General features: G+C 54.9%; 9 protein-coding genes. 5 read left to right on the top strand and 4 right to left on the bottom strand.

Annotation, left to right across the window (positions count from 1 at the left end):
- Positions 1–71 precede the first annotated feature (71 nt).
- Positions 72–2,309, bottom strand: coding sequence for a hypothetical protein (locus KF752_17270; protein MBX3423312.1), 2,238 nt, complete (start codon positions 2,307–2,309; stop codon positions 72–74).
- Entirely contained in the window at positions 2,302–2,463 is a 162-nt protein-coding gene (locus KF752_17265; GenBank protein ID MBX3423311.1) for a hypothetical protein, read from the bottom strand. The genes KF752_17270 and KF752_17265 overlap by 8 nt, the downstream gene beginning before the upstream one ends.
- Positions 2,464–2,911: 448 nt before the next feature.
- Here KF752_17265 and KF752_17260 point away from each other — a divergent pair, with 448 nt between their 5' ends.
- The 3 genes from KF752_17260 (at position 2,912) to ribD (ending at position 7,094) form a co-directional block, all read left to right on the top strand.
- Positions 2,912–3,700, top strand: coding sequence for an NRDE family protein (locus KF752_17260; protein ID MBX3423310.1), 789 nt, complete (start codon positions 2,912–2,914; stop codon positions 3,698–3,700).
- Between the two features lie 100 nt (positions 3,701–3,800).
- Positions 3,801–5,897: a hypothetical protein gene (locus KF752_17255; protein MBX3423309.1), complete on the top strand. Its 2,097-nt coding sequence runs from the start codon at positions 3,801–3,803 to the stop codon at positions 5,895–5,897.
- A 72-nt stretch (positions 5,898–5,969) separates the two neighbouring features.
- Positions 5,970–7,094 carry a bifunctional diaminohydroxyphosphoribosylaminopyrimidine deaminase/5-amino-6-(5-phosphoribosylamino)uracil reductase RibD gene (gene ribD / locus KF752_17250; GenBank protein ID MBX3423308.1) on the top strand — a complete coding sequence of 375 codons (1,125 nt, stop codon included), beginning with the start codon at positions 5,970–5,972 and terminating at the stop codon, positions 7,092–7,094.
- 193 nt (positions 7,095–7,287) lie between these two features.
- Here the strand turns inward: ribD and KF752_17245 are convergent, their stop codons facing one another.
- Positions 7,288–8,109, bottom strand: coding sequence for a leucine-rich repeat domain-containing protein (locus tag KF752_17245; GenBank protein ID MBX3423307.1), 822 nt, complete (start codon positions 8,107–8,109; stop codon positions 7,288–7,290).
- A 117-nt stretch (positions 8,110–8,226) separates the two neighbouring features.
- On the opposite strand from KF752_17245, the gene KF752_17240 reads away from it, so the two are divergent.
- Both KF752_17240 and KF752_17235 read left to right on the top strand, forming a co-directional pair.
- Positions 8,227–8,997 (top strand): pyroglutamyl-peptidase I, encoded by a 771-nt coding sequence (locus KF752_17240; GenBank protein MBX3423306.1) that lies wholly within the window; start codon positions 8,227–8,229, stop codon positions 8,995–8,997.
- 44 nt (positions 8,998–9,041) lie between these two features.
- Positions 9,042–10,274 carry a PD40 domain-containing protein gene (locus KF752_17235; GenBank protein MBX3423305.1) on the top strand — a complete coding sequence of 411 codons (1,233 nt, stop codon included), beginning with the start codon at positions 9,042–9,044 and terminating at the stop codon, positions 10,272–10,274.
- A gap of 225 nt (positions 10,275–10,499) precedes the next feature.
- On the opposite strand, the gene KF752_17230 is transcribed toward KF752_17235, so the two are convergent.
- A complete protein-coding gene (locus tag KF752_17230; GenBank protein MBX3423304.1) occupies positions 10,500–11,573 on the bottom strand; it encodes an exo-alpha-sialidase in 1,074 nt (357 codons plus the stop codon).
- Positions 11,574–11,748 lie beyond the last annotated feature (175 nt).

Genomic DNA, 11,748 nt, shown 5'->3' with positions numbered 1-11,748 from the left:
ACTTGCCCGATGACCGCTCTGCGTCGAGACTGGCGTTCTGGCCAGGAGTCCCGATGCGCGTGTTGTCTGGTCTAGGCTGCCACAGCCTGTTTCGGTTTCGGGCTGATCGTTAGGCAGCCAGCATCTTCCAGCAGGGCATTCCACACGCGATCACTGGTCAATGCATAACGCTCGGCAGCGCGGTGAGTTTCCACAAACTCGCTGTTCATGAGAGCAAGCTGTTCCAGAGCTGGGCGATCCCAGCGGCTTAGGCGAATGGTAGGCTCAAAGGGTGGTGGTACACGCTCTTCCGCATTCTCGCAGGTGGACAATGTCTGGCGCGGAGAGCGCGTGATGCTCAGCCAGATATCCATCAGTTCCGCAAGTAAGTTGATTGATTGGATGCAGGCGATTTCGGTTCGAGAATCCTTGCCTCCGTAGATCGGTAATGCTCGCCCAACCTTGGCAGCAAAGTCGCGCAGCAAGAAGGTCGATAGCTCAAAGCACGATGCATGCATTTGCACCGGGAAAGCTAAAGAACCCACCGTCGGAAGCAGGCCGACTAGCAGCGCGTCCCGAAAATCGCTCACCGGGCGACCGCTGGCCGCAACCCGCCACAGTGTTAACGCGGTCCTCAGAATCGGCAATAGCATGAGCATTACTAAAAAATAGATCGGATTGCCCGACGCGACGCTGGCCGCCGCACCGGCAGCTTTGAGCGGAAGAACAAGCGGGATTAGAAGCTTTAGGCCGACATGTAGACCGAACCCGCGCACATACTCTTCGACAGCTGGATGATGCAGTTGATGGACCAACCGACTCGCTTCAGGTTCGCTGATTCGTTGAGCTTCGCGCCAGGTTTGAATTCGTCTGCCAATGATCAGGCGGCCAAATCCGGCTTGAAAACGCCGATTACAGAGCAGCAGTATGGCACGAGTCCAACGGTCGCGACGAAACCTGCTATCGGTTAGCCAGCGATGGAGCATGGTAGGCGTTGTTCGACTGAGTACCCAATGAGCAGCAAATCTGGTTGTGGTGCTAATCGGCGGTTGGCCAGCCGATAATCGTCCAGATTCCTGCCACCCTTGAGCCTTGTGTTCAGCATAGCGACCAAGCACACAGGTCCGATACGAAACATCGCTGAAGAATCGCCGTACCTGCCGACAATAGGCCCGATGAGCCACACATCGTTGCAAGAAACGTCCGAGGTGCCCAGGGATACAACCAAGCCAATAAACCGGGGACTGAAAGAGTGCTTGGGAAGACTGAATTAATCCAGCTCGGGTGGTCGAATCAATGATGTGTTGCCGCGACCAGGATTCTATCACTCTGTGACTATACGCATCCCGAAATCGCCGAGTTAGCAATCGCCACGGTTTGTGCGCTACCGTGGGTTCACTGGCTTTCCAGTTCGCCGAGCATTGAACTAATTGGTCGATGTCATTTGCTAGTTGGTCAAGCTGATCGGTTTCGAGTCGTTGGTCCAGTTGCTTATAGTTTTGTATGAACCATTGTTTGAGTCGATGAGCATCCAGGTCGTCGAACATCGGCAAACGCCCTAAACGCAGACCGGCGACGAGATACTTGGGGACGAGCATAGCAGGAATACCGGACTCTAAGTCCACTGCAGCGTACCCACGCTCCGTCCGCAACAAGTTGGCGGTGGAGACTAAAGAGCGCGTGCAAACTTGCCAGCCGCTTCCGACAAGGCCACAGTCAATTAGCAACTCTTCAAAACGATTCATCGTCGACAACAGTTGTGGCATGTCGTCGGTTTGGTCCTCGACCGTAGGATGGCCCGTGCGTGACCGTTGACCCAGCCACTGCCGGATCGTTTGTGTCTTGACTGCGGCGGGGATAATGCCACGCCCCTCAGCCAGCTCGCTGGCTAAGACCATAGCTTGAGTTTCACTATCCCAGCGAACATACAGCGGGTAGGCGACTTGAACCTGGGATAGAAAAGCCCGACAAATCGCCCATGCAACGCGGCGGCGATAAAAACAAGCCAGGATGGCGTCGACGTTTTCCTGATAGGCGAAGGGAGCTTGAAAACAGACTCGGTAGACAAATCTGGTCAGCCAATTAGGTCGAAATACCTTCTCGACACAGCGCGCACGGCGACCATCGGCAGTCTGAATTTCAACAAGGTATGCCTGAGCAGCCCGACCACTTCCAAGTCGGCGAACTCGAGCAATCGAAGTCGGCCGTAACCCACCATCCGTCCAAAGAGTCCCCGAACCGCTAGTCGGTGCGGCGCGGCTCATTGTAGTACCACCGAATATCGGATAAGAAGCGAACGTCGAATGCTCGCTCGTCTGTGGGTTATTCATCCACCTCTTCCTTGATTCGCCGACCACTAAAATCCATGTGCATCGCCTGCTGGAGCGATGACCGGCCCTGGAAGGAGGTGTGTCCCGCTGGGTTTCCCTCGCTGGGTTGCCCGTTGTGGGTTTTGAATGCTCCCACGACCATTGGTCTAGTCACGCTGGGTTGTCCCTCTCCCTGGGTTGCCCGTTGGGGGGATTCCATCTATATGCAAGACCGTGTGTGGTAAGCACAAGACGAGTTTCCGTACTTTCTGGCAATTTTAGACTAGGCCAGTACGCCAACGGCGGATTAGCGTTCTCAGGCAGCCTACAAGAGTTGGTTCAGGCAATCGACCAGATGTCCAGCCAATCTCCGAAAGCACCGTCGTTTTACAATGCGAGTTTTGAGTGGTGTGGGGCGATTGGGTAGTTGGGTTGGTTCGCTAAATATCCCTCGTGAGGGCGGTTTGGTGCTGATTTGCTTACTCGATCCCTCCATAAGAGGGTGTTTTGATCGAGGGGGTGGCGATAGATTGAAGGCATCACTTCCCTGTCGGTGTTTTGCCACCGGAAGCGGGAGAAAAATTTACTGATCGCTTACTCGTAGACAAGAAGATCGCATATCGATGTGTTTACTGGCAGTTCTCTACCGTTTAGTCCCAGAGAGCCCCATCCTAGTAGCTGCAAATCGAGAGGAGTATTACGATCGGCCTTCCCAGCCGCCTTCAATTCAGTCCGGTAAACCCCGCGTATTGTGCGGCATGGATCAACGTGCTGGAGGAACGTGGATGGGCGTTAATCAGCATGGGATGTTTGTCGGACTTTGCAACCGCCGCGCTGGTGGGGGGGCCGACAGTGTAGGGGCTCGCAGCCGAGGGCTTATCGCCCGTGAAGTACTTCGCTGTGGATCGGCTCGTGTCGCCATCGACAAGGCTGTCGACGAAATGGTGACTCATCGCTACCAGCCGTTTAATTTGATCGTTTGCGACTACGAAAGTGGATGGGTTGTATACAACGACGGCGAGCGGCACGACGTCATGCCTCTGGAGGATGGGTTGAACATCATTGGCAATTTGGATTTGAATGATCCGATTGACGATCGAGTTCAATTGGCTCACCGGCTTCTGACCCTTCAGAATCTGGATTCGCCTGTCAAATTCTTAGCCGTTGCCAGCAAGGTTTTCGCTCGTTCCCCGACGCCCAGCAGTCGGGCCAGTATGGTCATTCGCGGAGGCGACTACGGGACGATCAGCAGCACGTTGATCGCCCTTAGCCCCAAACCACGCGATGCGATCTTTCAATTTGCTGCTGGGGCTCCAGATCAATCCAAGTATGAGGACTTTTCGCCAATGCTTCGCGATATTCTGAGCCGCGGGCTACGGGAGGCACGTACCAAGGTCAAAGTCACCACTTAGGCGGCTGAGCGTCGATTCACTAACTGCGATACCGGGATAATCGCCTAGAGCGGCTGATTCCGATTTTTTTGCACGGTATCTTTACTCGGAAAGCCCCAGCATGACAACGATCGACCAATACCAGGCATGTGTTTGTGGAAGCGGAAAGAAAATCAAATTCTGCAAGTGCGGTGCTGCAGATCAACTGCCCGAGTTAGAGCGAATCATCCGCTTGATCGACGGTCAGCAGGATTTGGCGGCCGTCGATCGCATTAATAGCTTGTTGACCAAGTTGCCCAATGCCGCCTGGCTGCTGGCCGTCAAGGGTGAATTGGCGCTCAGCATGCAAGAGATGCCGATGTTGGTCGAAACCGCCCAGCGGTTCATCAAATTAAAGCCGGACAATCCGCTGGCGCTAATCTATTGCTCAATGGCGGCCGGCATCCAAGAGGAACCTATTCAGCAGCAGGCGCGCTATCTGCTGGACGGATTGGCTGAAGCTCGTGAAGCCATGCCGCGACCGGCCAGCTATGCCATTCAGATGCTCGTCCAGCGATTGCTGATGTCTGAAGACAGCGCGCTGCTGGGGTTCTGGGGTGAGTTGCAGGAGTTGGTCTCACGCCAGGTCGGTTTACAATCGGTTTCGATGGACCCTTCAATTCACTTGATTTGCAAGAGTCAAAATCGACTGGTGCATACTAAAGAGTTCTCGCAGTGGACCGAGCGACTGGATGAGGTCAACGCGCTGGTATCGATCTTCCGTTACGAGCAGGCCGAAAAAAAACTGAACGCGATTCTGCGGGATTTTCCCAATCAACCCGGCCCGCTGTCTCATTTACTGCGAGCCCAAGTAGCCCAACTGAATCGACCTGGCGCTATCGCTACTGCCAAGAAGCTAGCGGAGCATCCAAGTGTTTCTCTGGACGATCGCTTGTACTTCCGCGTGCTTGCCTGGGAGTTTGAGCGTAAGCCACTGCTGGCTCGAAGTTTTGTGCGTTTCGGTGAGATTCAATCGGAAGATAAAGTCATTGAAGCTCTTATCGACTTAGAAGAGTCCCGGCTGGATGAACTGGATGATTCACGCCACTTCATGGCTGCGATGATTGGCGACGAAGTTCCGGCCCGGCGCGTGTTCCAAATGTTTCAGCCGCGGTCGGACGCGGATGGTGACTTGCGGACGTTTGCCGGAATCGTAGCCGTCTTTGGCAAACAAACCGACAAACCAGCCCGGGCACTATTGCTGGCTGCCGACGTACCGACGCACCGACCGTTGCTGGAAAAGATTGAGTCGCTTCTGCAGATTACTCGTGCCGCAGACCAGCAGCCAGAGTATGCTCACAGCTACGACGAACTACTGGCACGCAACGCTTACATGCATGGGTCGGAGCGCCCCTGGGTTACCCTGGAGGCACGTGGCAGAATGCTCGTCGACGATTTTCTGAACATGCCGCAGCAGGTTTTGGGAGATTTGTCTCCGCTAGAAGCCGCGACCAGGCCAGAGCATCGCGAAAGCTTACAAGCCTTGCTGTTGCATCTGGAAGGTTGCCAAGCGATTCTTGCGCCGTCGTCAGCGATTCAAGAAATTTATCAGCGGTTAGCAATCGAGCGGCCTGCTCGATTGCCGTTGCCTGAAAGCGGCCAACCAATGGTCCTGCCCAGCATTATCGACTTGGTGCGCATCGACTGTGCCGGTGTCTCCGATAACGCCTTGCTAGGCATTACTCAGACGGCCGCCAGCAAGGGAGCGCATCGCTTAGAGCTGGAATTGGCGAAACAAATACTTGCCCGAGACACCCTATCGCAAAATCCCAGTGCCCAACTGATGGCACGAACGTTGATGATGGAGTTTGATCCGGACTTGGAAGCCAAGATCGAACATTCCAAGATTGCTGAGAGCCTGTTGGTTCAAGCCAACAGACCGGTTGGGCAATTGATCTTGCGGCGAATGAATTTGCTGGCCCGCTTAGGACGCGAACAAGCTGCTCAAGAGTGCATGATGGAAGCCGTTCGCAAATACCCCAGAGATCCCGAGCTGGCTGCCTTCTTGGAGCAGATTCAAACACTATCGGCAGCTCGTCGACAGTCGCCCATGGGGCCTGACGATCTAGCTCTGTCAACCGGCGCAGCGCCTGCGGGTCAACAGGCCAGCAGCTTGGTTTTACCCGGGGCGGCACCAGCTCAGCAACAAGAAAGCAAGCTATGGCTGCCTGGTTCTTAACGGAGGCAGTGCAGGGGGCCAGCCGTGACTAGCGGCGCAGCGCAGTCTAGTGATCCGATCGACCAGAGCTGGATGAACCGCGCCCTGGAGCTGGCCAAGCTTGGTCTGGGTTACGTTGAACCCAATCCGCTGGTTGGTTGCGTGCTGGCGCGCGGCGATCAATTGATTGCCGAAGGTTATCACGCTCGCTTTGGAGGACCCCACGCCGAACTAGCCGCTGTAACCAACGCGCGGCAGGCGGGCCGCGAGTCGCTGTTGAAGGGCTGCACCGCCTACGTGACGTTAGAACCCTGTTGCCACCACGGGAAAACTCCTCCCTGTGCTCAACTGCTGTTGGACGTTGGGGTGCAGCGAGTGGTCGTGGCTATGCAGGACCCGTTTGCGGCAGTCAATGGAGGCGGGCTTGCACAATTGCGAGCTGCAGGACTGCACGTCGCAGTTGGTCTTCAGGCGGATGCCGCCCAACAGCTCAACGCGCCCTATCTCAAGCGTATTCAGCAGCGGCGTCCCTGGATCATCGCCAAGTGGGCTATGAGTCTTGATGGTCGCATTGCTACCGCCAGCGGAGACAGCCAGTGGATTTCTGGCCCTGACAGCCGGCAACTGGTCCATCAGTTACGCAGTCGAGTGGATGCAATTTTGGTTGGCAGCGGTACGGTGTTGGCCGACGATCCGCTGCTGACGGCTCGCTTGCCCGAGAGCCAGCAGCCGGCCAGAATAGCTCTGCGCGTAGTGGTTGACTCGCAATTGTCCGTCGCCACCACAAGCCGACTCGTAAGAACCGCTCGCCAATTTCCAACATTGTTCTGGACCGGTCCTCAGGAGACTCGGCACAAAGCACAGGCGCTGCGAGAATTGGGGTGTCAAGTCGAGCACAGCCACGCCGAGGATCCTCAACAACGTTTGAATGAACTATTGGAATTGCTTGGCGATCGTTATTCAGCCACCAACGTATTGGTCGAAGGTGGCGGACAGTTGCTGGGTAGTCTCTTCGACCAACACCAAATCGACCAGTGTGAAGTCTTTATCGCGACCAAATTGATTGGCGGCTCTGGTGCTATATCGCCATTGGCCGGACGGGGTATCGATCAGATATCGCAGGGGCCACACGTCTACGCGGTGCAGCAAGCTTCGGTCGGCATGGACGTTCACGTTTCGTGTCGCCTGGACTGGATCAACAGGCAAGCGGCCGGTTAGCAGCCACCCTGGCCAGACAAAGTATTGCAAATACAGCCGCCAGACGTTGGAACGTAGCTACCTTGGTTAGACGGTGGAAATCCGGGTTGCCCACCATCAGATGATGGCGGCTACCGGTGTCTTCCTATTGGCCGCTCGCTCAACTCCAGGCTGCTACGCGTGGCAGTCGCTGCTACTAGGACGGTAGCCAGGCCTACTCAAAAGAAATTCGCGCTCCCAAAGCCTGCAGCTCGGTGACAGCTTGTGATTTAGGGTCCACGGAATTGCCTTTCAAATACAATCGCCAGAACATTGCAAACTGCCGCAACTCGTCAGCTTTCGCCATTTCTAGCAGAGGTGAGACGTCTTTGATCTGATTGTCTACCAAGACCACCGTCATCAGCCGCTTCAGCGGCTTCATGAACGAAAGATCTTCGATACCACAGTTGGACAAATTCAGAGAGCTGAGCCAGGGCAAATCACCAACTGGCTTCCAGTCGCCAATGCGATTGCCATTCAAGTACAAACTCCAAATTTTTGGCAGGCGACTAAGTACTTGGATATTTTCGAGGCGGTTGTTCGACAGGTATAGCGTCCGAAGGTTCGTCATCTTCTCTAGCGCGGTCAGGTCTTGCACCTGATTGTCTGACAAATCCAGCAGCTGCATTTTTTCTAAATCGCGCAGTGGCTCGATGGACTGGATACGGTTGTTCTTTAGCGACAGGGACTGCAACAGCTTCAAGCCTGCCAGCGGACTGAGATCTGAGATCTCGTTGTTTCCTAGGTCGATTTTTTGCACCGCCACGCAATGTTCCAGCCCCGACAGGTTGGAAATCTTGCGGCCCATGCCTTCGACTTGAGAAATGCGAGCTACATCCTCTTTGGTGATGGGCTCCTGATTGTGCCGTTTGGCAAATACCTGAGCCCGCACCGCAGCCTCCAGACCGGCATCGGGAAATATGGACTGTTCGGCCGCAGCCACGGAAATGCTCAGAATAAATGGTAGCCAAATCAGCAAAGAGATTTGAAGTTTCATTTTCGCTTGTAAAACCGGGTAAAATCTTCCAAGGTAAACGTGAGACCAATATCATAGCTGACGACTCGGCCGATCGCTACGAGCCAGCAGTTTGGGGTACCAACGGGTTCAAAGACGTTGGCAATACCAGTTCAGGCTATAATGGCGTATCGGCAGGCGGCGGCCGGCCTGATTAATCAGCCATTTCCGGGTCCCCAGTTCAGTGAGACAGCCAACGTGCGCGTGCTGCTGACCGCTTTTGAACCCTATGAAAAATGGATCGAAAATTCCAGTTGGCTAACGCTCGTTGAGTTGCTGCGGGGGCGGTTGGACCAAGTCGAACTGGTGACTCGGCGCTATCCTGTCGATTTGCCAGTTGTGCGTGAGCGCCTGTACAACGATCTGCTTCAGGGGTTCGACGCGGTTCTGCACTTGGGGCAGTGCCCCGGCAGTCCAGACATCAGACTGGAAATGTTGGCTGTCAATTTTGCAGGACGAATAGAAAATGAAGGCCAAGAGTTGGGTGTGGTGATCGAAGACGGACCGTTGGCCTATCGCTCGCAACTGCCGCTGGGACAATGGGTCGAACTGCTTCGCCAGCATTCGATTCCAACGTCAATTTCTTACCATGCTGGCACGTTTCTATGCAACGCTACCATGTATCTGAGTCTGCACTATGGTCGAGTGTTAGCCAAATGTCCGCAGGTAGCATTCATCCATTTGCCGTTAACATCACAACAGGTAGCCGCCGAGGGATTATCGATGCCCAGCTTGCCGGTTGAAACGTTGGCTCAAGCGATTCGTATCCTGATTGGGAATCTGGCAGAATCTTCCAACGCCGGACCTGCAGCCAAAGAAGTAGCCGACTTGGTCATGCATCCGCCTGAGAGTTACGAAATTCCCCTTTGATTCAATATCGCAGTCCGTCAACTGTAGGTCAGCTCGCCTCACTCATGAATCAACGAAAGTCAATCTGTCCACAACGCCATCACAGGCTATCTGGCGGCGTCCATCAAATGGTCTTTAGCCTATGTCTTCTGCTAGTAGGAGTCGTCGGCACTACCCAGGCAGACGATGGCGACGCATTACACGATTCCTGGATCGGATATACCGAAGGCAGAAACGACTTGCCTGAAGGTCAATACTTCAATTGGATCACGAACCGCGCTTGTATCGTGCGCGGCGACGGAAGAGATCGACAGGTGCTTGCGCAGGAACTGATTCAGAACCAGCACTCCTGGACGCAGTTTGCGGGCTGGTCGCCCAGTGGCGAACATGCGGTGATCAATAGTGCATGGGAGAGTCCCGAGAACGCGGCTTGGGAACGCGAACATCAGACATTTCGCATGACTGAAGGCTGGCTGATGGACTCGTATCTACTGGAATTGTCGACCGGTCAGATTGCTAACGTCACCGCTGTCGATCGTGTCAGTAATTACAACACGGCTAACTTCACTCCCGATGGCCGACAGATGCTAATGACTTCGCTGATTGGCGGCGTCTCCAAGCTCTTTACTATGGACTTAGATGGTCGTAATAAGCGCGACATCTCTGGCGGTGGAACCGGTTTTATTTATGGCGTCAGTCCATCGCCCGACAGTCGGTTGGTAGCCTACCACGAGAATTATCAAATCTACATCTCCCATGCGGACGGTCGCGAAAAAAGGCACATCGATACCGGCCATCCTTTCAACTTTGCGCCTCAGTGGTCGCCCGATGGTCAGTGGCTGCTGTTTGTCTCCGGCGAGCACTACAACTGTCACCCGCACATCGTCCGCAGCGACGGCAGTGGTCTAACCAAGCTTGCCGATCGCGGCGGCTATCGGGGCGTCGTAGAACCGCTCAAGCATCCCGACTTCCACAGCGCCAGCAGCGATATTCCAATCTGGTCGCGCGACGGCCAGTCAGTCTACTATACTGCTCAAGTCGACCAAAGCATCGAACTGATGCGCGTCACAACAGACGGGCAGTTACAGCAGCTTACGCATTCCGCTCCTGGCGTGCGTCACTACCATCCCAAGCCCTCTCCTGATGGCCGCTGGATCCTTTTCGGTTCCGATCGCAGCAGTGTCATGCAGCTCTACGTTGCCCGGCTCGACGGCACCCAAGTCAGGCCACTTACCGCCGTCTCGCCAGGCACCTGCGCCATGCACGGCCACTGGCATCCAAGGCGCAGCGCCCAGTGAATGGATAGGTCGGGCTCGACGCGTTCTTCCAAGCTCACTGAGGTATTCATCCAGATCCGCATGGAGGACGTCGCCGAGCCACTGATAGTGTGTTCATTGAACGCCTGAAGAGGTCTGTCGCCCCAAGCATGCCTCAAGCATTAGCTACCGGCCGCAGGCCCGTGGTCCGAATAATGGGTCCACTACAAAGTCACATCGTCCCCGGTTCTCGGACCACATCACCTGTCATCGCTTGTACTTCAGAATCGCTTGTTCGTCGAAAGAGATGTGGTCAATTTGTTCGCGATTGCCCGAGGTGTAGACGATGTGAATGCGTCCGTCTTGAGTCTGAATGGCTGAAGGATAGGCGGCGGTGTCGCCGGGCTTATTGACGACGTTGCGGCGATAGGGATAGCTGCGATCGTTGTCGGTGGAAATGGCGACGGTCAGCGGCATGCGGTCGTCGATGTTGGTGTCATTGAATACCAGCAGCAAATGGCCGTTGCGGAGCTTGATAAAATCGGCGGCAGAATTGGGATTCTTGAATTCGGTTGGCTCGCCAGGCGTCCATGTTTTGCCGCCATCGAGTGATTGACTGCGATACAAGAACCGATTCGGATCGGGCTCGAAGTCTCCGCCGGGGCGCAAATACGCGACCAAATAATGGTCGTCGATTTGCACAGGCGAGGCTTGCATGTTACCGGTCTTAGAATAGATGCGATTGGTTTCCGACCAACTCTTGGTGGCAACGTTATAACGCAGGAAGTAGCTGCATGTGTCCGCGGCTGTTTTTTCCGGGTCGTCGCCGGTTTCGTGGTACAACGGCAGCAGATAGTCGCCGTTGTTGAGTAAGATGGGGCGACTGCGAGCCATGCTGCCCTGCTCAAAAGCCAGCACGTCAGAATCGGACCACGAATGCGCGTTGTCGCGGGATACCTTGTATTTGACGCGCGCATGACACCAGGTTGGTCCGTAGTTGACCACATAAAACATCCACACCACGCCATCTGGAGCTTGCCACACCGCTACGTTGCCATCCGAACGTTCCGGCGTGTCAGCAATAACGGCCGGCTGAGTCCACTGATTGCTGCCTTTGGGCAGCCGCATGCCGTAGCAACGAGTGTCCTGTTCGTACTCGCCCGCGCCGCTGTAGTAGGCAATATACAGGTCGCCATTTTGCAATTCTGCCAGCGTGGCCGGATGTTTGTATTTGCCGGGAAACTCCGGTCCGATGACGCGTTCAAACGTAATGTCATCATCGGCTAACAGCGGTGCGTTGCTTACGCAGAGTGTAAATGTAACGATCCAGGCAAGTCGCATGTTGCAGTGCCTTAATGAGAGGGGCAATGGAGGGAGGAGCGTAATTAACAATGTCGGTATCGGTAGCTTCATAATAGTCGATCAAGTTTGCATTGCTTGCTTGAGCCCAACATTATAGCTGTCGCCACGGTGATCAGCTATGATTGAACTTTGGTATGAAACATCATCTGCCACC

Source organism: Pirellulaceae bacterium, assembly GCA_019636385.1.
Lineage (GTDB): Bacteria > Planctomycetota > Planctomycetia > Pirellulales > Pirellulaceae > Aureliella.
This window is presented reverse-complemented; position numbering and strand designations above follow the sequence as displayed.

What these genes read in the sequence shown, in the direction of transcription:
- KF752_17270 (MBX3423312.1), bottom strand. Translation starts at nt 2,309, where the DNA reads ATGAATAACCCACAGACGAGCGAGCATTCGACGTTCGCTTCTTATCCG.
- KF752_17260 (MBX3423310.1), top strand. Translation starts at nt 2,912, where the DNA reads ATGTGTTTACTGGCAGTTCTCTACCGTTTAGTCCCAGAGAGCCCCATC.
- KF752_17255 (MBX3423309.1), top strand. Translation starts at nt 3,801, where the DNA reads ATGACAACGATCGACCAATACCAGGCATGTGTTTGTGGAAGCGGAAAG.
- ribD (MBX3423308.1), top strand. Translation starts at nt 5,970, where the DNA reads ATGAACCGCGCCCTGGAGCTGGCCAAGCTTGGTCTGGGTTACGTTGAA.
- KF752_17245 (MBX3423307.1), bottom strand. Translation starts at nt 8,109, where the DNA reads ATGAAACTTCAAATCTCTTTGCTGATTTGGCTACCATTTATTCTGAGC.
- KF752_17235 (MBX3423305.1), top strand. Translation starts at nt 9,042, where the DNA reads ATGAATCAACGAAAGTCAATCTGTCCACAACGCCATCACAGGCTATCT.
- KF752_17230 (MBX3423304.1), bottom strand. Translation starts at nt 11,573, where the DNA reads ATGCGACTTGCCTGGATCGTTACATTTACACTCTGCGTAAGCAACGCA.